Raw genomic sequence first — 23,144 nt, 5'->3', positions numbered from 1 at the left:
CGTCACCACCTCCGGCCGGCCAGCCTAGCCGAGCGCCAGGCCGGCCTCCGGCACGTCCGCGACCCGTGCCGCCGGCGGGGTGACCGCGCGCCGCCCGGGCCGGTGGCCCGTGGACGGGACAGGGACCGGTCAGGAGTAGCGGAAGTCAGCCGGCGGGACGGGCTTGCCGCCGCAGGTGGGTGGAGTTCCCGCGCAGCCCACCCAATGGTCCGCCCCGGCCATGACCCGATATCCGCGCGGGCTGACGAAGCCGGTGGTGCGGAACGACTGGCCGTGGTTGGTGACCTCGACGCTCTGCGCCTTCCCGTCCACGACGAGGTCGAGGACGATCACCCACTCGACGGTGCCCTTCGTGGTGGCGGTCAGCTCGAAGACCTCGGTCTCCCCTTTCTGCAGGGTGAATCCGAACAGCGGGAGCCGGCCGTCGACCTTGGTGGCGTACTCGGCCGACGGTTCCGCCCTGTCCAGGTCCATGGCGATCCGCCGCGGCGTGGCGACGCCCTGCGGGCCACCGCAGGCCAGTGAGATGCCGCCCGGGTCCGGGGTCGCCGTCCGCCGGATCGGTCGTGCGCGCATCCCGTCGATGAGCACCCCCTTGTCGGACGCGCCCTGCACCACGAGGCGTACCCGGGTGGCCTCCTGGTCCACCCCGCCGTTGCCGTGCGCCCAGTCCAGGATCGAGCCGCAGGTGAGCGGAGGCGGCGTGGCGGGACGCGCGTCCGCGGGCAGGACGACCGAGAACGTGTCGTTTCCCCAGGCCGCCACGGTGGCTGGGTTGCTCACCACGTTGACGGCGATCGGCCGCTGCGGGTCGAGCGCCTTCGGCACGAAGAAGCCCACCACTCCCCCGATGACCGCCGTGACGGTCCCGGCCACCACGAACCACCAGCCCCTGCTGAGGGATTGCAGCACTCGTTGCTTCGGCGTCAGTTCCTGCTGCGCGGCGGCACTGTCACGCGGACGCCGTCGGGTATCGACCAGACCTGCCCGCCCTCGCCGCCGTCGAGAAGCAGCCATTTCCCGTCCTCCGTGAAGTGCGGCTCTACCCCGAAGTACCTCAACTGATGGTCCCCGTTCAGCGGCGGTCGCTCAGGCAGCGCCCAGACCCGCTGCTCGCGCCGGCTGGCCACGTCCCACAGCGTCAACCTGTTGTCCGGAATGACCAGCGCCACCCGGCTTCCGGCCCGGTCCACCGCGCCGGTGTCCGCCCCACATCCGCACGGCACCCAGGTGAGTTGCTGGCTCTCCACCGCCCAGTGCAGGAACCCGTCGCTGCCTGCGGCAACGGCCTGCCTTCCCTGGTCGAAGACGGCGAGCGATCCCGAGTACCAGTAGGAGCCTGGGTCGTTGGAAACCTCTATCTGCGGCGGCACCGGCGAGGCGACCCACTTCCCCGTCGCGATGTCGATCACCACGAGGCGACCGTTGCGGACCTTCTGGTAATGCTCCCGGCCAACCAGGTGAGTGCTGTCCGCCGAGAAGCGGATGCTCTCCAGGGGTGGCGTGAACAGCGCCTTCGGCCGCTTGGTCGTCAGGTCGTAGGCGATGACCGTGTCGGGATGGGCTACGGCGAGATAGTGCCCGTCGGGTGAGAAGTCCATGCCGATGATCCGGTCGACAGCGGTGCCGAACCGGCCGAACTCCTTGCCGTCGCGAGTGACCACGACCCATTCGTCGACGTGCTTCGCCGCGAACCGCCCGTCCCGGCTGAGATGCTGGTCGAGCTGGCGCCACGACAGTTCGAAGGTCTCGGCCGGCAGCGTGATCGAGGTCGGTGCCGCGCTGGTCGTGACGATCGGGTCCGACCCGTCGGAGGTGGCTACTTCGGGAGCTGACTGGCAGGCCGCCAGGCACGCCAGCGCCACGAACCCCGCCATCAATCTCATCGACAACCTTCTTTGGAATCGTCGGATGTCAATTCGACATCCTATAAAGTCCGGGCCGGCCCCGCTGTACCGCCGGCCGGGCCACGGGCGTCTCCCGGGCCCGCCCGCGGCCCGTACCGCCGATCAGGTCGACGCGCGTCGCCGGGCGGCACGCGGGGTGACGCCAGTTGCCGACACCACCCCGCCCCCGTCGTGCCGCCCGCGACCGGTCACGCGGGCTGCGGCACCCGCCCCCGGCCCCGGCGGCCACGGCCGGCCGGCGAGACGCCCGCCTCGGCCTCCTCGGACGACGGGCCCGACTCCCCCACGGCCACATCGCCCCGACCACCCCGGGCACCCGGGGCGTCCTCCGGCGGGTCGGTCACCGGCGCCGGGCCGTCGGCCTCCGGCTCCGGCCCGTCGGGCTCCCCGCCGTGGGGGTCGTCCGCCGGGTCGTCGAAGGGGTCGAGCGAGCCGTCGGCGGCGGGGTCGGCCGGCAGGCCGCGGCGGGCCGGGTACGCGCCGAAGTCGGGCTCGAAGTCGTCGTCGAGCGGACGGCGGTCCGGCAGGACCGGGGCCTCCTCGTCGGGCACCGGCTCGGTCGCCTCACCGTGCACCCGGTGCTCGGCCTCGGCGTCCTCGACGGTGCTGGTCGTCATCGTCGGCCGGTTGCGCTGGAACCGGCTGCGGCCCCGCGACAGGTCGTGGCCGACGGCGACCGCCTCCAGCTCGTAGAGCGAGCGGTGGTTGCCGGCGTCGTCCGTCCAGTCGCGGGTGTAGAGCCGGCCGCAGACCACCACCGGGTCGCCGACCATCACCGAGGCGGCCACCCCCTCGGCGAGCTTGCGCCAGCAGTTGACCCGGACGCGCAGGCTGTTGCCGTCGACCCAGCGCCCGCTGTCGCGGTCGAGCCGGCGGGCGGTCGAGGCGACCTTGAAGTTGGCCACCAGGGTGTTGCTCTGGGTGGTGCGACGCCACTCCGGCGCGGTCAGCACGTTGCCCACGATCGTGACGTAGGTGTCGAACATCGTCCCTCCAGGGGGAGATCGGGCTTGCCATCGCGAGTCGACTCGGTGCCGAGCCTGGGCCCTCGGCGCGGGCGCCGCCAGCACCGCGCCCCCGGCCTGTGGACAACCGGACCGCCTGTGGACAAAGACCTGATCAAGGTCCCGGTGTGCTAGGGCCGGGCGACCCTGGGGAGCCCGCCCGACCGGCAAGATGATCGGGAGGCGGGGCCACGCTTCCGGCGCCGCCAGGGGCGGGGTGACATGTCACGTTCCGGACGGAGCCCGGCGGGGTATGGATTCGATCAACCGCACCGCCGACAGCACGACGAACGAGAGGTCAGCGATCATGAAGATGACCAGCACCGCAGCCGCCATCGTCTCCGGCGAGGCGCGGCGATGAGCGCCGTCGCCAACCCGGCCACCGTGGCGGAGTGCCTGCGGGTCGGCGCGGGGTTCTCCCAGGGCGACCGGAACTGGATCGCGGAGCAGTTCGCCACGCTCGACTCCCGGCTGGCCGGGTTCCACGCCGACGCCACCGAGCTGGAGGTGTCGGTCAAGGACCGGGAGGCCAGGGGTCAGAAGGTCACCCTGGAGTGCTGGATCGCCGGTCGACAGAAGATCGTCACCACCTCCGCCGAGGAGGACCTGCACGCCGCGCTCAACGACGTCCGGGACGACCTGCGGCGGCGGCTCAACGACTCGAAGACGAAGCAGGAGCCGCGGCACAACAAGCACCTGCGCGACGTGCCCCCGCCGGTCGCCGAGGTCGAGCCCGACACCGACCCGGCCCGCGCCGAGGCCGAGACCGTCTGACGCGTACGCCTGAGGCCCCGTCCGCCGGGTGCGGGCGGGCGGGGCCGGGCGGCACCCAGGGCTACCGCCCGGTAGCTTCCCGGCGTACCGTCGCGGTCGTGGAACCGGACGTGCTGGGCCCGCCGTACGAGCGGCAGACGATCGACCTGGGCACCGACGACGAGGGACCGGTGGTCGCCACCCTGGTCCGTCGCCGGGCCGACCGCCCGACGGGGCGGGCCGTGCTCTACGTGCACGGCTTCACCGACTACTTCTTCCAGGGCCACCTCGGTGACTTCTTCGCCGAGCGGGGCTGGGACTTCTACGCCCTCGACCTGCGCAAGTACGGACGCAGCCTGCGGCCCCACCAGACGCCGAACTTCTGCCGCGACCTCAGCGACTACTTCCCCGAGCTGGACGCCGCCGCGCGCATCATCCGCGAGGACGACGGGCACGACACGCTGCTCGCGATGGGCCACTCCACCGGTGGGCTGATCATGCCGCTCTGGGCGCACGCCCGCCGCGACGCCGGGATCATCGACGGCCTCTTCCTGAACAGCCCCTTCTTCGACATCAACGCGCCGTGGCTGGTGCGCCGACCGCTCGCCGCCGCCGTCGGCCGGCTGGGCCGCCGGGCGCCGCGCCGGGTGCTGCCGTTCGGGCTGGGCACGGTCTACAGCGAGAGCATCCACGCGGAGCACCACGGCGAGTGGAACTACGACCTGACCTGGAAGCCGCTGGCCGGATTCCCCGTCCGGGCCGGCTGGCTGAACGCCGTCCGCACCGCCCAGCGGCAGCTGCGCGCCGGCCTGGACATCCAGGTGCCGGTGCTGCTGGCCTGCTCGACCCGCTCGTTCAAGGGCACGAAGTGGCACGAGTCGGCGGCCCTCGCCGACGCGGTCCTGGACGTCGAGCACATGGTGCGCTGGGCGCCCCGCCTCGGCCGGCACGTCACCGTGGCGCGCTTCGACGGCGGGATGCACGACCTCACGCTCTCCGGCACCGCCGTACGGGAGAAGGTCTTCCAGGAGGTCGGGCGCTGGGCCGACGCGTTCTTCGACGCCGGGCCGACGGTCCGCGCCGGGGAGCGCCCACCGGCGAGCCGGCTGCCGGCGGACGACGCCGACCCGGCTGGTGCCCCCGCGCAGGGCGGCTGAGCGCAGGTCGCCAAACCGCCGCCGGCCACGCCGCGCGTCGCCGGCCTCACGTCGCGTCGACGGCCGCCCGGATGCGGTCGAAGGTGGCCAGCGGGTGGCCGCCGTCGCGGGCCGGCAGCACCAGGCCCAGGCACCGCAGCCCCACCTCGCCGTCGCCGCCGGCCTGCACGCCGAACACCGGCGCCCCCACGTAGCCGGCCGGCAGTTCCGCCATGAGCCGGACGGCGTCGCCCACGCGCGCCACCCGCTCGATCGCGACCTCCAGCGGCCGGGCGCCGCCCGCGCCGACGCCGTGGGCGAGCACCACGGCGGAACCCGGCTCCACGCCGATCCGGGCGATCGCGTCCCGATCGGCCGCGATCGGATCCGGCACCTGCTGGGTACGCCACCGCCAGCCCGCGTCGGCGGCGTGCTCGTGCAGGCCGCCGGTGGGCATGACGGCGACGCCGAGGTCCTCGTGGTGCCGCCACCCGTCGGCGAGGCCGGGCAGGGCGACGGCGTCGGCGGCCACCCCGGCCGGCTCGGTCACGCTCGCCCGCAGCCCGATCTCCCCCGCCCCGGACCGGGTGAGCGCGTCGGCGGTCAGCAGGTACTCGCACCCATGCCCGGTGAAGAGGAACGCGGTGCCCTCGCCCCGGTCGCCGTCCCCCGCCCCGGCCTCGGTCCGGCGGATGGGCAGGATCGCGCGGCCGAGCAGTTGACACAACTCGTACGCGACGTCGTTCTCGGTCTCCGGTTCAAGCAGCACCAGCCGAGGGTACGACCCGACGGTCCCGAGCCGCGCGGACGCCGGAACAGGGGTGACCGGCACCGGAGGCTCGTGCGACCCTCTTGGGCGACGTGAGACGCGACCACCCGTTCCACCGGTCACCCGGTGGGCGGCGGTACCCTTCTCGCGCGACACGCACGCGCGCGCCCGTAGCTCAGCGGATAGAGCAGGGGACTTCTAATCCCAAGGCCGCAGGTTCGAATCCTGCCGGGCGCACAGGTACTTCTCTCGGCCGGACGGCTCCCGTGGAGCTATCCGTGGTGTGAGCGAGCCCGGTTTGCCGCGAAAGCGGCACTACCTGACCGGGTCACCGACATGGCCAAGGACCCTGCGGTCGCGGTGCCATCACCCGCTCGGGCCGTCTCCTTGGATCCTTGGCTCGCTGGTTCCTCCGGCGGCGGCGATCGGCGGGTCTGGCACGCGCCTCCGTCCGGTCACCTGTCGAGCAACGGCGGAGTGGCCCCGGCGCTTGATCCACAGGTCCCATATAGGTGTTCGCCTATCGGAAGGGGCACGACAGTGCACAGACGAACGCTCTTGGCCGCAGCCGTCGCCGCGCCCATCGGGGCCGCCATCGCCGCGGCTCCGGCCTCGGCCCACCACGGGCACGGCCGGTATCCCTCAGTGATCAACCTGCCGAACGGGTTCTGCCCGGAGGGGATCGCCCGGGGAACCGGCACGAAGATCTACGTCAGCTCCATGGCCGACGGATGCATCTGGTGTGCCGACCTGCGCACCGGCAAGGGGAAGCTCCTCGTGCCGCCCGTGTCCGGCACCCAGGCAACGGGTCTGGACGTCGAACGGGGCCGGATCTGGGCGGCCTGCGGCAACATGGGCGGCGCGGCCGTCTACCGTGAGTCGACCGGCGAATGCCTGGCGACGTACGACTTCGGTGGCGGGTTCATCGACGGCGTGACCGCAACGAGCAAGGCCGTTTTCTTCACCGACTCGGAGAAGGCCAGGATCTACTGCGTCGAGTTCGGCCGCCGTGGCTCGCTGCCCAAACAGTCGGGAGTACGCACGCTGCCGTTGCCGGGTGGGCTCGGTGACCCCACCGCCTGTAACACCGGCATCGTCGCCGCCTGGGCGGGCAAGCTCATCGTCGTGCAGGCCAGGACCGGCCGGCTCTACTGCTTCGATCCCCGCGCGGGCATGGCCGCCCAGATCAGCACGGGCGGCGTATCGGTGTCCAATGCCGATGGTCTCCTGCTCAAGGGGCGCACGCTGTATGTGGTGCGCAACCGGAACAATGTGATCGCCAAGTTCCGCCTCAACGAGCGGCTGACGCGGGCCATGCCGGTCGACGTGATCCGTGACCGCGACCTCGATGAGCCGTCGGCTGTGGTTTCCTTCGGCTCGAGCCTGTACGCGGTCAACGCGCGGTTGTCCGTCCCGGCGACCCCCGGCACCACCTACTGCGTCGTGCGGGTGCGCGACTGATCACTCATCTTGCACCATCCGGCCGGGGATATCCCCGGCCGGATAAAAGGTGAGCCTCCCGGGTTGGCGTGGCAGTACCCCTAGCGGGGGATTCTTTCTGGTCCGACGTGACGGATGTCTCTACCCCTCGTTGCCACCGTTGTCAACGATCAACGCACGGGGGATTTACATGAGCAGAACCTCTATCACGAACGGACCCGCCCGCCTCTGCGCCCGGCTGGCCGCCTTCGCGATGCTGGCCGGTGCCCTGCTGCTGGGCGGCTCGCCGGCCCTGGCGGCGGAGACCATCAACATCAATCCAGGCAACGTGCCGACGACGGCGGCCCAGGCCACTCAGAACTGCGACCCCAACCTGGGCGGCGGGCCCTTCGCCAACGAGGACGTCTGGGTGTTCAACCTGCCGGGCAACCAGCAGACCAGCGGCGATTTCCTGTCGATCACGGCGACGTTCAGCACGCCTGGCGGCGCCGTCACCCGGACGATCCCGACAGACCCCAACAGCGCCATCGTCAACAACTTGGGCACCAGCAAGGCCTGGATCAGGCTCCCGGCTGGTTGGACGTTGACCGGCGCCTCGGCGGTCATTTCCGGCACCGCCGACTTCTTCGTGCTCACCCACACGTGCGCCGCTTCGAGCCCCGAGGTGAACCCGAGGCTGACCCTGACCAAGACCGGCACACCGGCCAGCGGTCTCCAGGCCGGCGACGAGGTCACCTACACGTACACGGTGACGAACCAGAGCACCGGCACGGTCAACCCGATCACCGGCATCACCGTCAACGACAACACGGTCACCGGCATCACCTGCCAGGCCACCTCGCTGGCGCCGGGGGCGAGCACCACCTGCACCGGCACGTACACCATCACAGCGACCGACGTGACCAACGGCAAGGTCGTGAACACCGCCCAGGCGATCGGATCCTTCGGCCAGCAGCAGGTGCCGTCCAACAATGCCTCGTTCACCGTCACGACCGTGAACGTGAAGCTGGGGCTGACCAAGACCGGCACACCGACCAGCGGTCTCCAGGCCGGTGACAAGGTCACCTACACGTACACGGTGACGAACCAGAGCACCGGCACGGTCAACCCGATCACCGGCATCACCGTCAACGACAACACGGTCACCGGCATCACCTGCCAGGCCACCTCGCTCGCGCCGGGGGCCAGCACCACCTGCACCGGCACGTACACCGTCACCAAGGCCGACGTGGCCAACGGCAAGATCGTCAACATCGCCCAGGCGAACGGCTCGTTCAGCGAGCGGCCGGTGACGTCCAACGAGGCCACCTTCACCGTGACCACCCAGGAGGCGCAGGCCAGCCTGTCGATCGACAAGAAGGCCCGGGTCGAGTCGGACTGCCGCGACAAGTGCGAGAAGGACGGCTTCGCGGCCAAGGGCGACAAGATCTTCTACACCTACCGGGTGGCCAACACCGGCACCGTCACCATCACCAACGTCGCGGTCATCGACCCGACCGCCGGACCGGTGGTCTGCAACAACACCACCCTGGCACCGGGCACGAGCACCGACTGCCACGCCGTCAACCCGCACGTGGTGACCGCGGCTGACGTCAAGAAGGGCAAGGTGGTCAACACCGCCCGGGCGACCGGCAAGTTCGGCAGCCAGACCGTGACCTCCGACCCGGTCACCGTCACCGTCTGCATCCGGCACGGCAAGTACGACCCCCGCAAGCACGACAAGGACAAGGGCGGCTGGGACAAGGACAAGGACAGCTGGGACAAGGACAAGGACAAGGGCGGCTGGGACAAGGACAAGGACGGCAAGCCCCACCTGCCGGTCACCGGCGTCAGCTCCACCCAGGCCCTCTCGCTGGGCGGCGGCCTGCTGGCCGCGGGCGCTCTCATGGTCGGCGCCAGCCGGCTGCGCCGCAGGGAGACTCAGGCCTGACCCGTACGGCGGCACTCCAGGCAGCGCGTTCGGCCTGGTGAGCCACCGTCGGCGGACAGGGTGACCGGACGCGTCACCTGCAGGCCGGCACGGACACTGAACTCACAGTGCCCGTGCCGGCCGTGTCCGTTGCCGAGGCCCGCCGGGAGCCCGGCTGCCGTCCCGCACTTCGGCCGTCGATCATGCGCCGCAGCCCGTGGCCACGGCGCACCGCGGGACGGTCAGCGGAGCCGGACGTCGAGGGTCGGGAAGTCGTACCAGGTCAGCTCGAAGGACGACCCGGTCTCCGGCACCACCGGGAACACGGCCCAGCTCTCCACCCGCTCCCCCGGCGCGATGCTGAAGGACTCGTCGGGCCGCGTGGTGGTGCACCAGGTGGACTCGGGACGCACCGTCCGGCCGTCCGGCAGAACGATCTCGGAGGAGGTCCGGTCGACCTCGACGGTCGGGCAGCTCACCGGCCACGGCACCGGCGAGCCGTTGCGGTACGTCAGGTTCAGCCGCAGCTTGCCGCCGGTGGTTGCCGCGCTGACCAGCGTGACCGTCAGGCCCGACTGGCTGTAGACCGACCGGTCGAGCTGATACGTCCGGCCCGCGGGCTGCTCCTTCGTCGGCGACGCACCGGCGCCCGGCGACGCGCCGGCAGCCGGGGAGCCCGTCGACGGGCCGCCGACGGCGCCGGTGGTGGCCGCGTCCCGCGCGGATGGCGTCGGGTCGGCCCGCCCGGAGTCGCCTCGGCCGGCCAGGAACCAGCCGCCGAGGGTGCCGACCACGGCGAGGCACGCCGTCACGGCGACGAGGGCGAGCAGACCGACGTACCTTTTCGTCACGGTGGGCTCCCGACGGCGGTGAGAACGGCGACGGCGCGAAGGTAGCACCACCGTCCAAAGTCGGCGGCTCCTCAGTGGCGTCCAACCGCGCGGGCACAGCACCGTCCCGATGGCGGTCGGGCAGGGCGACCACCTGATCGACTTCGCGATGCCGCAGCCCGCGCCCATCACCACGATCGCCTGGCGACTCGGGCACCCGGCTCCGCGCCGGGTGCCATATGCTGCGCCGGTTGTCACGGGGCGCGGGGAGGACCACATGCGACGCTGGCTGGGCGTCACGGCTTCGGCCGCGCTGGTCGCGGCGGCGGTGAGCGGGTGCGGCACGCCGGCCGGCACCGACGGGGACCTGACCGACGACTGGCGGCCCGTGGCCGAGGCCCGCCAGTTCGCGCCGCAGGCCGGCGAGTGCCACGTCGTCGCCGAGCCGACCGCCTACCTCACCAGCCACCAGCCGGTCGACTGCGCGAAGGCGCACCTCGTCGAGACGTTCCATATCGGCACGTTCACCGGCGACCTGGCCGCCCGCCCGATCCCGCCCCGCGTCGGGTCGGCGGCGATGCGGTCCGCGTTCGCCGAGTGCGACGCCAAGGCCAAGGAGTTCGTCGGCGGCGAGTGGCGCGACGCCCGGCTGTCGGTGCAGGTGGCGCCCACGTCGCCCGCCGGCTGGACGGGAGGCAGCCGGTGGTACCGGTGCGACCTGTTCGAGCTCTACCTGGTGAACGGCGGTAACGGCGACGTCGACGCGCCCGTCAACCGGGCGGGCAGCCTGCGGGGCGCGCTGAAGGCGGCCACCCCGCTGCGGTACGGCTGCGCCGAGGAGGACGAGTGGTCGAACCTGCTGGCGGTGCCGTGCACGAAGGTCCACCGCTTCGAGTACGTGGGCGTCTGGACCGCGCCCGACGTGTCGTACGAGGACGCGACGAAGGACGAGGACGCCGTGCACGCGAAGTGCCGGCCGGTGATCGCCCGCTACGCGAAGGTGCCGGTCGACGGGATGCTCCGTTACCGCACGGGCAGCACGTACCGGTTCCCGTCCGAGGAGGCGTGGGCGCGCGGCGACCGGGGGGTGCGCTGCTGGTACTGGTCCAGCGGGAAGAAGCTGACCCGGTCGATCGCCGGCGGCGGGGCGAAGGTCCTCCCGATCAACTGACCGGGCGCCCGCAGGGGCGGGTGGGCAGGTCAGCGTCCTGTCGGCGGTGCTGGGAAGAGCTGACCGAACGGCGACACGGCGCGCACCGAGGGTGATCGCGGACGGCTGCTCGTGCTATTCTCCGGCGTCGATCCCCCGTTTTGGCCCGGATCGGGTCGTTGTCGCAGAAGGACCCTCTTTCCCGATGCCGGCCGTTGCCGCCCCGACCACGTCGCCGACCGCGCTGGACAACCCGGCCGGTGGCGCGTTCACCCTCATCTTCACCCGCCTGCCGGCGTTGCTGCGCCTGGCCTGCGGCCTGGCCGGCGCGGTGGTCGCCCTGTCGGTGCGCAGTGCGCCCGTCGAACCGGCGCTGCTGTTTCCGGCCGTCGCTGCCCTGACCGCCTGGTCGGTCTGGTACGCGTTCCGCGCGCTGCGCCACGGCATCGGCCGCCCGATGGTGCTTGGCGACGTGGCGCTGACCGCCGCCGCCTGCCTGGCGATGCCGGTGCTGGTCGCCCCGGAGGTGCTCCCCGGCGAGGTGAGCTGGATCGCGGTGCTGGCCAGCACCACCGTCCTCAACGCGCAGGCCAACGCCTCCATCGGGTGGTCGGTTCCGGCCGGGCTGCTGGTGACGGCGGCGTACGCGACCGGCGCGCACGCCGCCGGCCAGCCCGACGAGGCCGTCGCGCACGCGGTGACGCTGCTGGTGCAGACGGCCTGCGGCGCGCTGATCACCGCCATCATGCGGCGGCGGATCGGTCGGGCCGACGACGCCTTCGTGGCGCACCAGCGGCTCACCCGGGAGTCGCTGGTCGCCCGGACCGCGCGGGACGCGGAGCGGCGGCAGAACCGGGACCTGCACGACACGGTGCTGGCCACGCTGACCATGGTGGGGCTGGGCGCGGTCGCCGGCCCGTCCGCCGCGCTGCGCGAGCGGTGCGCCGCCGACCTGCGTACCCTCACCGCGCTGGCCGACGCGCGGTCGACTCCCGCCGCGGGTCGGGTGCCGCTGGACGAGCGGCTGCGGGCGGTGCGCGCCCGGCTGCCGGAACTGCCGGTCACCACCGAGCTGGCGCCGTGCGTCGTGCCCGCCCCGGTCGCGGAGGCACTCGCGGAGAGCACGTACGCGGCGCTGTCCAACGTGGTCCGGCACGCGCCGGGCGCGTCCGCCGCGCTGCGGCTGAGCCGGGTCGCCGACACCGTCGTGGTCGAGCTCGCCGACGACGGTCCGGGTTTCGACCCGGCGGCCGTTCCCGCGCACCGGTACGGGCTACGCGAGTCGGTAAGTGGCCGGATGTCCTCCGTCGGTGGGCGCGCCCAGATCGACTCGCGCCCCGGCGCCGGTACCCGGATCCGATTGGAGTGGTCCGGTGTCGACTGAGACGACGACCGCCCCGGTGCCGGCGGCGCGTACGCCCGACGAGGGCCGGTCCCCGGTGGACCCGGCGGCGGCGGTGGCCGCTGCCTCCGACGGCGGCGCCCGGATCGTGACGGTGGTCATCGCGCTGGCCTGGCACACGGCGATCGCGCTGCCCGCGGTGCTGGGCGCGTGGGCGGAGCTGGCCGCGCCGGCGGTGGTCCTCGCCGGCTGGCTGCTCGTGGCGGCGGTCGGGGTGCTGGCCGGCCTCCGGCTGCTGCGCGGCGCCGCCCTGCCGGCCTGGCCGCTGGCCGCGCTGCTGCTGGTGGTCGACGCGGTGGTTGTCACGGCGGCCGGTGAGCGGCACCTCTTCACCGCCGCGAACTGGGTGTGGGGCACGCTCGGCTGGTTCTTCGTCATGGTGCTGTGGGGGCGGCGGGCCCACGGGCTGATCGCGGCGCTGGGCGTGCACGCGCTGATCGCGCTGGCCGGGGTGCTCGGTCACGGCGCGACCGCCCCCGCCGACCTGGCCCGGTACGCCATGTCCGTCTACGCCACGTCGACCCTTCAGGTGGCGGTCTTCGTGGGCGGCACGGCGATCGCGAGGCTGGCCCGGCAGCGGGCCGGCGCGGCGGCGGACGCCCACGCGGCGGCGGCCGAGCGGGACGCCGCCGAACGGGCCCGGCAGGAGCGGCGCGCCCGCCTGACGCTGGTCAGCGGCGCCGCCGAGGAGGTGCTCGCGGAGCTGGCCGACGGTCGGGCGGACCCGGCCGACCCGGACGTGCAGCGGCGGGCGGTGCTGGCCGCCGCCCGGCTGCGCCGGCTCATCGCCGAGTCCGACGACGTGCCCGACCCGCTGCTGCACGAGCTGCGGGCCGCCGCCGACCTGGCGGACCGCAACGGGCTGCCGATCGACCTGGTGACGATCGGCGACCCGCCGCCCCTGCCGGTGCAGGTGCGCCGCCGGCTGGCCGACCCGCTCACCGCGCTCCTGGCCGACGCCCGGGGCTGGGCCCGGCTGACCGTGGTCGCCGGACCCGACGAGGTGGTGGTCAGCCTCGTCACGCCCGACCGGGCCGGTCCCGACACCGCCGGACCGCCGGGCGACGACGGGCGGGTGGAGTACCTCTACGAGCGGGACGGGGAGATCAGATGGGCGCAGACGCGGTGGCGGGGGTGACCGCCGGTCGGCCGGTCGGCGTGGCGATCGTCGACGATCACCCGGTCGTCATCGAGGGGGTCCGCGTCTGGCTGGCCGCCGAGCCCCGGCTGCGGGTCCTGGCGACCGGCGACGACCCGGACGCGGTGCTGCGGGCCGCCCCCGACGCCGACGTGGTCCTGCTCGACCTGCGGCTGCACGGGCGGATGGCCCTGGACAAGCTCGCCGAGCTGAGCGCGGCCGGCCGGCGGGTTGTGGTCTACTCGGAGCACACCGACCCGCAGACGATCCTCGCCGCCCTGGACGCCGGGGCGGTCGCGTTCCTGGCCAAGCACGAGGGGCGGGAACACTGCGTGGCCACCGTGCTGGCCGCCGCCAGCGACCGCCCGTACGTGCCGCCGGCGCTCGCCGGGGCGATCGTGGGTGACCCCCGCCCGGACCGGCCCGCCCTGTCCGACAAGGAACGCGAGGCGCTGCTGCTGTGGTTCCAGTCGATGTCGAAGGCGTCGGTGGCGCGTCGGATGCGGATCAGCGAGCACACCGTGAAGCAGTACGTCGACCGGGCGCGGATCAAGTACACCCGAGCGGGGCGGCCGGCCGCCACCAAGGCGGCACTGCTCGCCCGGGCGATCGAGGACGGCCTAGTCCGGCCGGAGGAGATCGGCATCTATCGGTCACAGGCTTCCTACGACCGGCCGACCCCCTAACGGGCGTCATGACAGCCGGCCTGGGGTCGGCGACGCTCATGGTGAGATGCCATCGGCACCGGAGGTCATGACGATGCACGATGACGCGTCCCCCTTCTTCATCGGCCCGCACCGCTTCGACGCGGACGACGACCTGGCCCCGGCGCTGGACCGGCGGCACGAGCTGGTCGTCGAGGCCGGTGAGCGGGTGCTCGCCCGGCACCGGCTGCACGCGTCGGGGCATCTGCTCGGCCCGACGGAGGCACGGCGGCGGTGGACGCTGCCCGAGCCGGTGGCGGTGACCGTCACGGACCGGCGGATCGCGTACGTCGGCGGCGGGCCACAGCTCGCCCTGGTCGACGGCGTCGGTGACGGCGCGCGGCACCGCCGGGGCGTCCGGCTGCCGGGTCTGATCAGCGGTCAGATCCGCTGGCAGTGGCCGTCCCGGCTGGAGCTGCTGGCGGCGGGGCCCGGTGAGCGCGCCCGCCTGCTGGTGGTCTGCGACGCGCTGCGCACCATCCAGCAGCCGGCCCTCGGCCTCACCGGCCCCGCCGGGGAGATCACCGGGCTGACCCGCCAGGTGCGCCGGGCGGTGGCCGGGTTCCGGCTGGCCCACCCCGAACTGGTGGACCTGTCGCCGCCCGAGCGGGACGTGCTGGTGGTGCGGGCCGGGGGCGGGCCGGGCGCCGGCGAGACCCGGATCACCCTGCCCGGGTCGCTGCCGGTCGAGTTCCAGTCCCGGGACGACTACTACCGGCCGGGGCGCTTCGATCGCGGGTGGCACGGGCCCGCAGCCGGCGCAGCATCCGGGCATCGGTGAAGCCGACGGTACGGGCGGCCCCCTCCACGGTGGCTCCGTGCCCGATGAGGTGCTCGGCGCGTTCCACCCGCAGCAGCTGCTGGTAGCCGAGCGGGGTCAGCCCGGTGGCCCGCCGGAACAGTCGGGTCAGCGTCCGCTCGGCCACCCCGCCGACGGCGGCGAGGTCGGCCAGCGGCAGCGGCTCGGCGAACCGGCGGTCGATCAGGTCCTGCACCCGGTGCACGGCGTCGGAGAGGTGGGACCGGTGCCGCAACATGGCGCCGGCCTGCGGCTCGTGACCGTTGCGCCGGGAGTGCAGGACCAGGGAGCGGGCGATCCGGGCCGCCACCGCCGGCCCGTGCCGGGTGGCCACCAGGTGCAGTGCCACGTCGATGCCGCTGGCGATGCCGGCGGAGGTCACCACCCGCTCGTCGACCACGTAGAGCACGTCGCGGACCACCCGCGCCGACGGGAACCGGCGGGCCAGCTCGTCCTGCACGTCGTGGTGGGTGGTGCAGCGGCGTCCGTCGAGCAGGCCGGCCCGGCCGAGGGCGTACGCGCCGGCGCAGACGCTGGCGACGGTGCCGCCGCCGGCGTGGTGGTCGGCCAGCCGCCGTAGGTCGTCCGGCCCGACCGGCCCCTGCGGTCCGTGCGCGTGCAGCCGCCATCCGGGTACGACCACCAGGTCGTCGCGGGTCAGCTCGGGCCACCGGAGCCCGGCCACCAGCGGTACGCCCTGCACGGTCGGCACGACCTCCCGGTCGGCGACGTAGTGCAGCCGGTAGTCGTACCCGAGGTCGGCGGCGGTGGAGAAGACCTGGGCCGGGCCGGCGAGGTCCAGCAGGTGCAGCTGCGGGACGAGCAGGAAGACGACCCGGGCCATCGGCTCAGGCCCGCGCGCCGGCCGGGGCCGCGCCGGTCAGTTCCGCCACGCTGCGGATGGTGGCGAAGCGGCCGGCGAGGGCGTACTCGGTGCGGGCGGTCATCTCCTCGCTCGACAGGGTGCGCGGGTCGGCGAGGATCTCCTCCGGCGTGGCCGTGGCCGGCAGGTCCCGGTGCGGGGTCGGGAAGGTGACCGTCGCGTCCGTCACGAAGGTCACCTCGTAGCCGAGATCGCAGCCGACCCGGGCGGTGGTCTCGACGCACTGCTCCGTACGGATGCCGCAGACGGTGATCTCGCGGACGCCCGCCGTCGTCAGCACCTGCTGGAGGTTGGTGGTGGTGAAGGCGTTGTGCGACGTCTTCACCAGCGTGGGTTCCCCCGGGGCGGGCGAGAGCCCCTCGATCAGGCGGACGTGCCCGTTGGCCGGGTCGAAGACCCCGCCGGTGCCCGGCTCGGCGTGCAGGACCCAGACGACCAGGTCGCCGCGTCCCCGGGCGGCGGCGACGAGCCGGTCGACCCGGCCGACGATGTCGGGGTTGGAGGCGTACGCCCAGCTGGGGCGGCGGCGGAAGGACTCCTGCACGTCGATGACGACGAGTGCTGCTCTGCTCATGGGTTGAATCCTCGCCGGGGACGCGCCGGCGCGGCAGGCACCATCCCGCCCCGCTGCGGAACGATCCGGCCGCCCCCGGATGCCCGGGCGGCCCTTCCCCCGGGCGTCGGGTCGATCGGGGCCCCTGGTCAGGCGTCGGGGTCGACCGCGGCGGCCCGGCGGCGGACCTCCAGGTCGGCGGCCTCCTCCAGGCTTGGCGCGGTGCCGCCCAGGTGCGCCGGGAGCCACCACGTGTCGTCCGGGCCGGCGGGGGCGTCGGGGTACTCCCGCTGAGCCCGGTCGACCAGCGCGGTGAGCCGCTCCTTCAGGTCAACGGTCATCGCGTTGGCGTCCGGGTAGGCCGCCGGGTCCATCGGCTCGCCGATCAGGATCGTGATCGGGGTGTGCCGGCGGGTCAGGGTGCGCGGTCGGCCCTTGGTCCAGAGCCGCTGGGTGCCCCAGATTGCGACCGGCAGCACCGGCACACCGGCCTCGGCCGCCATCCGGGTCGTCCCGCTCTTGAGCGACTTGACCGTGAACGACCGGCTGATCGTCGCCTCCGGGAAGACGCCGACCACCTCACCGCGCTTCAACGCGCTGACCGCCGTCGCGTACGACCCGGCGCCCGCCCGCCGGTCCACCGGGATGTGCCGCATGCCCCGCATCAGCGGGCCGGACACCTTGTGCGTGAAGACGGACTTCTTGGCCATGAACCGGACGAGCCGCTTCGCGGGGTTCGCGCCCAGCCCGCAGAAGATGAAGTCGAGGTAGCTGACGTGGTTGCTGGCCAGCACCGCCCCGCCCGTACGCGGCACGTGGTGGGCGCCCTCAATCGTGATCTTCAGGTCGAGGACCCGGAACATCGTCTTGGCGGCGGCGATCACGGGCGGGTACACGAGTTCCGGCATGGCGCGAACTTACCCTGCCCGCCTGAACCCCATGCCGACCCGCCGGGCCGCCGCGCCCAGCCCGCTTCCGCCCGCCCGCGCGGGCCGGCCCCCGGTCGCGGCAGGCCGGCTGCGCCCGGTCCGCCCGGTCGCCGCCGGCCTCCCGCGGGAGCCGGGCCCGCGCTAGTCGGTGAGCCGGTGCATGTCGAGGCGGCCCCGGGCGAACGCGTCGACGCGGCCCCACCGGCCCGGGATGTCCAGCACCTCGATCCGGCCCATCCCGATCGGCAGCCGAGGCTCCACCGCGAGGTGCCCCTCGTGCGGCTCCAGGCCGAGCATCGTCCGCAACAGCAGCAGCGGCGTGCCGGTCGACCAGGCCTGCGGGCTGCACGCCGTCGGGTACTCCACCGGGAACTTGGTCAGCTCGCGGGGATAGCCCCCGAACGCCTCCGGCAGCCGGCCCTGGAAGTAGGTGGCCGCGTCGAGGATGCCGTTGGCGATGACCGCCGCCTCCTCGGCGAAGCCGTACCGGCGCAGGCCCCAGGCGATGAAGGAGTTGTCGAACGGCCAGATCGTGCCGTTGTGGTAGCCGATCGGGTTGTAGCGGACCTCGCCCTCGGCCAGCGTCCGCACCCCCCAGCCGGTGAAGAGCCGGGGCCCGACCAGGTGCTCGGCGGTCTTCTCGGCCCGGTCGTCGTCGACGATGCCGCTCCACAGCAGGTGACCGATGTTGGAGCTGAGCACGTCGCACTGGCGCCCGTCCGGGTCCAGGGCGAGGGCGTAGTACTCGCCGTCCGCCACCCAGAAGTCCCGGTTGAACCGCTCCTTGAGCGCCGCCGCCTCCCGCTCCAACCGGTCGGCGAAGTCCGGGTCACCCCAGAACTCGCGCGCCAGGCGGGCGGCCCGCAGCTTCGCGTCGTACGCGTACCCCTGCACCTCGCAGGTGGCCCGGGGGAACGGCGGCAGCGTGCCGTCCCGGTAGGAGATGGAGTCCCAGGAGTCCTTCCAGCACTGGTTCTCCAGGCCGGTGTCGGTGTTGCGCCGCTCGTACCAGATGTAGCCGCTGCCGACCAGGTCGGCGTAGTCGTCGATCCACTCCAGCGCGGCCCGGCACTCCCGCTCCAGCTCCCTGACCAGCTCGACGTCCCCGCTCCACTTCTCGTACTCGTCGAGCAGCACCAGGAACAGCGGGGTCGCGTCCACCGACCCGTAGTACGGCGAGTGCGGCTGTTCCTCGAAGGCGGCGGTCTCGCCGTACCGCATCTCGTGCAGGATCCGGCCCGGGTCCTCGTCCCGGAAGTCGTCGAACCGGGTGCCCTGGAGCGAGGCCAGGATCCGCAGCGTGGTCTTCGACAGCTCCGGCGTGAACGGCAGCGTCTGCAGGCAGGTGAGGATGCTGTCCCGCCCGAACATGGTCATGAACCAGGGCAGGCCGGCGGCCGGCAACGACGCCCCGCCGAGGGAGAGCGGCGAGAAGCGCAGCGCGGCCAGGTCGATCAGGCTGCGGCGGTACGTCGAGGCGACCCGGTCGTGCTGGCTGTTGACCTTGGGAGCCCTGGCGATCCACTCCTCGAGGTCGTGCTGGAGGGCGAGCCGCTCGGTGGTGTGCGCCCGGAGCCCCATCCGCAGGTCCCGCCCGCCCGGGGAGACCGCCATCGTCTTGACGTCGATCTCGGATTTCCACTGCTCGTTGGGCTGGAGGTGGATCGAGTAGGCGAAGCCCTTGCGGTCGTAGCGTGGAGCCGGGGACGCGGAGATCAGCGTCTCCCGGATGAAGTTGCCCCGCCGGTAGCCCAGGCGCAGCCGGTCGGACTCGACCTCCGTGTAGATCTCGCCCTTCTTGTTGAGGATCTCGTCCTTGACCTGGAACAGGTCGGCGAAGTCGGACGCCGCCTCCATCCTGATCTCCAGGTCGATCGGCTTCTCGTCGTGGTTGAGGATGGTGAGCGTCTCCCGGAAACTGCCCCCCACCGCCCGCTCCCGGACGATCGACAGCTTCGCGTCGACGTAGTGGGTGGCCATCCCCGGCACCAGGAAGAAGCGGGCCTCGTAGTACTGCAGGTCGTCGTACGACAGGGGGGTGAGTCGGTCCCCGTTGACCGTCAGCACCCACGTCGACAGGAAGCGGGTGTCCAGCGAGAAGAACCCGGTCGGCTCGCTCGGCGTCGCCTCGATGTCCCCGGTGTCCTCTGACACCACGAAGGTGCTGCCGTCCAGGATCCGGATCGTGTTCTGCGCCATCACCGCACCTCCTGACGGGACCTGAAATGCCGACGTGGTCCACGGGTGTCCGGATGGCTGGGGAAGAGCCGCTCCATCTGCACCACCAGCCGCAGGTCCCCGCTCACCGTTATGTCCCCCCGCAGCAGCGCGGCCACCCCGTGCTCGCGGCCGGCGGCGATCTCCTCGAATAGCTCGGGGCTGGTCCCGACCACCGTGTCGGCATCCTGGTCCTCCTGGCTGACCTGGAGCCGCCCGCGGTCGATCCGCAGCAGCCAGTGCGTCGTGTGCGCCCCCTCGTGCAGGTCCAGGCGCAGGGTCCCGGAGGACTTCGCCAGCAGGGGGTCGTACCCCCGCCGGTCGAGGTCCTCGAAGAACCTCGTCGTCGCGTCCACCATCGGGTCTTCTCCTCCCCCGTCGGGCAATGTCCCTGCACGGGGTCCCCGTCCGGTGCCGGGCCAACCTCGCCCGGACCGGGTGAGTCGCCCGCTCGGCGGGGGTGGCCCTGCGCGTACGGGCTAGATCAGGAGGGTGTCGTGGCGGTCGTTCCGGCGGCGGACGTGGCCGCGCCACCCGGCGAGCAGTGCGATGAAGGTCCAGCCGGCACCGCCGAGGAGCAGGGCCGCGACCATGCCGCCGGAGTCGACCCGGTCGGCGGCCTCGAGTTCGACCACCCCGTCGGGATCGGTGAGCACGGCGAGCCTGTCGCCGACCTGGTAGCTGGGGTTGCTGCCCTGGTGGACCAGCGGCTCGTCGAGGCGCCCGTCGGCGCCCTGGAGCGTGAAGGCATGCCGCTTGCCGACGACCGACACGTCGACGATCGTCACCTCCTGGCGGACGCCGCGCGCCTCCAGCACCGCCTCCGGGGCGAGCTGCACGGAGCCCACGAGAACGAACAGGGCCGGCCCCATGGCGAGGAACGCCAGCCACGCGGCCCGGTGCAGCAGACGCACGGCGAGCACGAACACCAGGCAGAGGAGCAGCCCGGTGATGATCGGGACGACCTTCGCGCCGACCGCCACGTACGCGATGGCGGTGTTCATCCCGACCACGGCCAGGCCGAACAGGACCAACAGCACCGTCATCGCCGTCGACCTGCCGGCCGACCACGCTCCCGCGACCGGCACGGGCCCGGTCAGCGGAACGGGCCCCGTCGGCGGAACGGGCCCGGTCGGCGGCAGGGTGGGTCGGACGTCGGGGCGCCAGCCGGTCGGCGCGTTCCGGCCTGGTGCGGGGGGCTCTGCGGACACGCCGGGATCATAGATCCGGCGGTCCAGCCAAGGGCCGACGCGCCGGCCCCCATCTCGGGGAGCCGGCGCGTCGACGCGTACGGTCAGTTGTTCGGTTCGTCGGCGCTGATGTCGGCGAGCACCGACTGCGGTTCCCGCTCCACGGCGAGGTCACCCATCGAGACCAGGCCCACCAGCCGCCCGTCGTCGATGACCGGCAACCGGCGTACGGCGTAGGTCCGCATCAGGTCGGCGGCGGCGACCGCGTCGTCGTACTGGCTGACCGTGATCACGTCCTTGCTGGTGATCTGGTTGAGCGGGGTCGAGTTCGGGTCCATGTTCTCGGCCACGCCCCGGACCGTGATGTCCCGGTCCGTCACGATGCCGATGACGTCGTCGCCGTCGGTCACCACCACGTCGCCGATGGCGCTGTCGCGCATCTCCTGCGCCGCGGCGATCAGCGTGTCGTTGCCGTCCATCGTCACCAACCGGGTCGTCATGAACTCTCCGACCGTTGTCATGGTGCTCCCCTCTCGGTGTCGGCACCGCCGTCTACCCGCCGACCGCACGGGGTAACGCGCGCGACCCCGGCCCGGGTCAGGCGCGCGGCGGGAGGCCGTAGAGGCGCTCGACGTGCAACCGGAGCACGAGGCGCCCCTCGGCGACCATCGCCCGCCGGTAGTCGGCCCAGTCCGGCTGCTCGCCCTGGATCGCCCGGTAGAGGTCGACCAGCTCCGCCACGGTCGCGTCCTGCGGGTCGGCGGCCACCGGCGTCAGCTCGGCGCGCCCCTCCGCGACCGCGTACGCCCAGCCGTCGTCGCTGGCGACGTGGAACGAGGCGCGCGGGTCCCGGCGCAGGTTGGCGGTCTTGGCCCGGCCGTCGGTCACCGAGACGCGGATCAGGGCCGCGCCGCTGTCGAAGGCGTAGATGACGGTGGAGAGCTGCGGGCGCCCGTCCCGCTTGAGCGTGGCCAGCACCCCCAGCCGGTGGCCGGCGATCAGCTCCGTCAACGCCCGCTGGGTCTCGTCGTCCGCCACGGCAACCTCCGCTTCGACCGGTCACGGCGTTCCCATCGAACCACGGCGGACGCCCCGCCCGCGCCCGTGTGCCCGCCGTACGCCGACGCGACGGGCCGCACCGGGGGACGCGACGGGCCCCCGCCACAGCTGGCGGAGGCCCGGGGAAGGCGCGTCGGTCAGCGGCGCTCGGCGGCGACCAGCTCGGCGAGCTGCACCGCGTTGAGCGCGGCGCCCTTGCGCAGGTTGTCGTTGGAGCAGAACAGGGCGAGGCCGTGCTCGACGGTCTCGTCGGCGCGGATCCGCCCGACGAAGGTCGGGTCCTGGCCGGCCGCCTGCAACGGGGTCGGCACGTCGGCGAGCGCCACGCCGGGAGCGCCGTCGAGCAGCTCGCGGGCCCGCTGCGGGCTGATCGGGCGGGCGAAGCGGGCGTTGATCTGGAGCGAGTGGCCGGTGAAGACGGGCACCCGTACGCAGGTGCCGGAGACGCGCAGCCCGGGGATCTCCAGGATGCGGCGGCTCTCGTTGCGCAGCTTCTGCTCCTCGTCGGTCTCGAAGCTGCCGTCGTCGACGATCGAGCCGGCGAGCGGGAGCACGTTGAACGCGATCGGCCGGGCGAACGAGCGGGGGGCCGGGAACTCCACGGCCGCGCCGTCGAAGGCGAGGCCGGTGGCGTGCTCGGCGACCTTGCGGACCTGCTCGTCGAGCTCGGCGACGCCGGCCAGGCCGGCGCCGGAGACCGCCTGGTACGTCGAGACGACCAGGCTGACCAGTTCCGCCTCGGCGTGCAGCGGGCGCAGCACGGGCATCGCGGCCATCGTCGTGCAGTTCGGGTTGGCGATGATCCCCTTGGGGCGTACGGCGGCGGCGTGCGGGTTGACCTCGGCGACGACCAGCGGCACCTCCGGGTCCATGCGGAACGCCGAGGAGTTGTCGATGACGACGGCGCCGGCGGCGGCGACCCGGGGCGCGAGTTCCTTCGCGCTGCCCTTGCCTGCGGAGAAGAGCACGATGTCGAGCCCGGAATAGTCGGCGGTGGCCGCGTCCTCCACGGTCACCTCGCCGTCCCGCCAGGGCAGGGTGCGCCCGGCCGACCGCGCCGAGGCGAACAACCGCACCTGCTCCGCCGGGAACTCCCGCTCCGCCAGCACCTGCCGCATCACGCCACCGACCTGGCCGGTGGCCCCCACAATGCCGATCCTCATGCCCGCGAGGCTACCCAGCCCGGCGACCCGACCGGGAACGCTTTCCCACCCACCGGGGCGGGCGGCGCTCCCGCCCGGCGGTGGCCGTGGTCACCCCGGGCCGCGCCGGGACGCAACGACCTCGCCGGAGGGGCCGGTGGGACGGGAGGATCGTCAGCCGGCGGGGCGGCCCGCCGGAGCATCCACGCCGGCCGCCCCGGCCGGGCCAC

Annotated in this window: 23 protein-coding genes and 1 tRNA gene; 10 read left to right on the top strand and 14 right to left on the bottom strand. The window is 73.2% G+C overall.

Translation table 11 applies throughout. The features are described 5' to 3' along the window. Positions 1-129: 129 nt before the first annotated feature. From ABZ573_RS18845 to ssb, 3 genes are all read right to left on the bottom strand, one after another. Positions 130-912, bottom strand: a complete 783-nt coding sequence (locus tag ABZ573_RS18845) for a hypothetical protein (RefSeq protein ID WP_358119422.1) — start codon at positions 910-912, stop codon at positions 130-132. A 14-nt stretch (positions 913-926) separates the two neighbouring features. Beyond that, a complete protein-coding gene (locus ABZ573_RS18840; protein WP_358119420.1) occupies positions 927-1,877 on the bottom strand; it encodes a WD40 repeat domain-containing protein in 951 nt (316 codons plus the stop codon). 218 nt (positions 1,878-2,095) lie between these two features. Next, positions 2,096-2,893, bottom strand: coding sequence for a single-stranded DNA-binding protein (gene ssb, locus ABZ573_RS18835; protein ID WP_358119417.1), 798 nt, complete (start codon positions 2,891-2,893; stop codon positions 2,096-2,098). Positions 2,894-3,268: 375 nt separating this feature from the next. Here ssb and ABZ573_RS18830 point away from each other — a divergent pair, with 375 nt between their 5' ends. Together ABZ573_RS18830 and ABZ573_RS18825 are read left to right on the top strand one after the other, a co-directional pair. Further along, positions 3,269-3,685 (top strand): HPF/RaiA family ribosome-associated protein, encoded by a 417-nt coding sequence (locus tag ABZ573_RS18830; RefSeq protein ID WP_132239353.1) that lies wholly within the window; start codon positions 3,269-3,271, stop codon positions 3,683-3,685. 98 nt (positions 3,686-3,783) lie between these two features. Continuing rightward, complete coding sequence (locus tag ABZ573_RS18825; protein ID WP_358119414.1) at positions 3,784-4,821, top strand: alpha/beta hydrolase; 1,038 nt, start codon at positions 3,784-3,786, stop codon at positions 4,819-4,821. Positions 4,822-4,867: 46 nt separating this feature from the next. Here ABZ573_RS18825 and ABZ573_RS18820 read toward each other — a convergent pair whose 3' ends face one another. Beyond that, positions 4,868-5,569, bottom strand: a complete 702-nt coding sequence (locus ABZ573_RS18820; protein ID WP_358119411.1) for a hypothetical protein — start codon at positions 5,567-5,569, stop codon at positions 4,868-4,870. Between the two features lie 164 nt (positions 5,570-5,733). Between ABZ573_RS18820 and ABZ573_RS18815 the strand changes: the two genes are divergently transcribed. The 3 genes from ABZ573_RS18815 (at position 5,734) to ABZ573_RS18805 (ending at position 8,939) form a co-directional block, all read left to right on the top strand. Beyond that, positions 5,734-5,806, top strand: a tRNA-Arg gene (locus tag ABZ573_RS18815). 408 nt (positions 5,807-6,214) lie between these two features. Continuing rightward, on the top strand, positions 6,215-7,030 hold the full coding sequence (locus ABZ573_RS18810) for a superoxide dismutase (RefSeq protein WP_151456002.1): 816 nt from the start codon (positions 6,215-6,217) through the stop codon (positions 7,028-7,030). 169 nt (positions 7,031-7,199) lie between these two features. Beyond that, positions 7,200-8,939 carry an LPXTG cell wall anchor domain-containing protein gene (locus tag ABZ573_RS18805; protein WP_358119408.1) on the top strand — a complete coding sequence of 580 codons (1,740 nt, stop codon included), beginning with the start codon at positions 7,200-7,202 and terminating at the stop codon, positions 8,937-8,939. A 221-nt stretch (positions 8,940-9,160) separates the two neighbouring features. On the opposite strand, the gene ABZ573_RS18800 is transcribed toward ABZ573_RS18805, so the two are convergent. Then, entirely contained in the window at positions 9,161-9,769 is a 609-nt protein-coding gene (locus ABZ573_RS18800) for a hypothetical protein (protein ID WP_327029388.1), read from the bottom strand. 256 nt (positions 9,770-10,025) lie between these two features. Between ABZ573_RS18800 and ABZ573_RS18795 the strand changes: the two genes are divergently transcribed. The 5 genes from ABZ573_RS18795 to ABZ573_RS18775 all read left to right on the top strand — a co-directional run bounded on the left by ABZ573_RS18795 (position 10,026) and on the right by ABZ573_RS18775 (position 14,923). Beyond that, positions 10,026-10,919 (top strand): septum formation family protein, encoded by an 894-nt coding sequence (locus ABZ573_RS18795; protein WP_151455999.1) that lies wholly within the window; start codon positions 10,026-10,028, stop codon positions 10,917-10,919. 184 nt (positions 10,920-11,103) lie between these two features. After that, positions 11,104-12,282 carry an ATP-binding protein gene (locus ABZ573_RS18790; protein ID WP_327029389.1) on the top strand — a complete coding sequence of 393 codons (1,179 nt, stop codon included), beginning with the start codon at positions 11,104-11,106 and terminating at the stop codon, positions 12,280-12,282. A 16-nt stretch (positions 12,283-12,298) separates the two neighbouring features. Next, positions 12,299-13,438, top strand: coding sequence for a hypothetical protein (locus tag ABZ573_RS18785; RefSeq protein ID WP_225852344.1), 1,140 nt, complete (start codon positions 12,299-12,301; stop codon positions 13,436-13,438). Next, positions 13,411-14,124 (top strand): response regulator transcription factor, encoded by a 714-nt coding sequence (locus tag ABZ573_RS18780; RefSeq protein WP_151455997.1) that lies wholly within the window; start codon positions 13,411-13,413, stop codon positions 14,122-14,124. Before ABZ573_RS18785 ends, ABZ573_RS18780 begins: the two co-directional genes overlap by 28 nt. Before the next feature lie 73 nt (positions 14,125-14,197). After that, complete coding sequence (locus tag ABZ573_RS18775; protein WP_151456004.1) at positions 14,198-14,923, top strand: hypothetical protein; 726 nt, start codon at positions 14,198-14,200, stop codon at positions 14,921-14,923. Here ABZ573_RS18775 and ABZ573_RS18770 read toward each other — a convergent pair. The 9 genes from ABZ573_RS18770 to ABZ573_RS18730 all read right to left on the bottom strand — a co-directional run bounded on the left by ABZ573_RS18770 (position 14,805) and on the right by ABZ573_RS18730 (position 22,935). Beyond that, the gene (locus ABZ573_RS18770) at positions 14,805-15,785 is read right to left on the bottom strand and encodes a DJ-1/PfpI family protein (RefSeq protein WP_151455996.1); all 981 of its coding nucleotides are present in this window, start codon (positions 15,783-15,785) and stop codon (positions 14,805-14,807) included. The two genes, ABZ573_RS18775 and ABZ573_RS18770, sit on opposite strands and share 119 nt — an antisense overlap. Before the next feature lie 4 nt (positions 15,786-15,789). After that, positions 15,790-16,398, bottom strand: a complete 609-nt coding sequence (locus tag ABZ573_RS18765) for an isochorismatase family protein (protein ID WP_151455995.1) — start codon at positions 16,396-16,398, stop codon at positions 15,790-15,792. Positions 16,399-16,526: 128 nt separating this feature from the next. Next, positions 16,527-17,285, bottom strand: coding sequence for a lysophospholipid acyltransferase family protein (locus tag ABZ573_RS18760; RefSeq protein WP_151455994.1), 759 nt, complete (start codon positions 17,283-17,285; stop codon positions 16,527-16,529). Positions 17,286-17,447: 162 nt separating this feature from the next. Beyond that, positions 17,448-19,505 (bottom strand): glycogen debranching N-terminal domain-containing protein, encoded by a 2,058-nt coding sequence (locus tag ABZ573_RS18755; RefSeq protein WP_358119401.1) that lies wholly within the window; start codon positions 19,503-19,505, stop codon positions 17,448-17,450. Further along, positions 19,505-19,882, bottom strand: a complete 378-nt coding sequence (locus ABZ573_RS18750; protein ID WP_358119398.1) for an SCP2 sterol-binding domain-containing protein — start codon at positions 19,880-19,882, stop codon at positions 19,505-19,507. Before ABZ573_RS18750 ends, ABZ573_RS18755 begins: the two co-directional genes overlap by 1 nt. A gap of 120 nt (positions 19,883-20,002) precedes the next feature. After that, a complete protein-coding gene (locus ABZ573_RS18745; RefSeq protein WP_358119395.1) occupies positions 20,003-20,569 on the bottom strand; it encodes a hypothetical protein in 567 nt (188 codons plus the stop codon). A gap of 248 nt (positions 20,570-20,817) precedes the next feature. Next, entirely contained in the window at positions 20,818-21,234 is a 417-nt protein-coding gene (locus tag ABZ573_RS18740; protein ID WP_151456414.1) for a CBS domain-containing protein, read from the bottom strand. Between the two features lie 76 nt (positions 21,235-21,310). Beyond that, positions 21,311-21,751: a PPOX class F420-dependent oxidoreductase gene (locus tag ABZ573_RS18735; protein WP_358119391.1), complete on the bottom strand. Its 441-nt coding sequence runs from the start codon at positions 21,749-21,751 to the stop codon at positions 21,311-21,313. Between the two features lie 158 nt (positions 21,752-21,909). After that, on the bottom strand, positions 21,910-22,935 hold the full coding sequence (locus ABZ573_RS18730; RefSeq protein WP_311411981.1) for an aspartate-semialdehyde dehydrogenase: 1,026 nt from the start codon (positions 22,933-22,935) through the stop codon (positions 21,910-21,912). Between the last annotated feature and the right edge of the window lie 209 nt (positions 22,936-23,144).

Source organism: Micromonospora sp. NPDC007220 (genome assembly GCF_040634035.1).
GTDB classification, from domain to species: Bacteria; Actinomycetota; Actinomycetes; order Mycobacteriales; family Micromonosporaceae; genus Micromonospora; species Micromonospora reichwaldensis.
The sequence above is the reverse complement of the archived record's forward strand: the minus strand, read 5'-3'. Positions and strand labels throughout refer to the sequence as shown.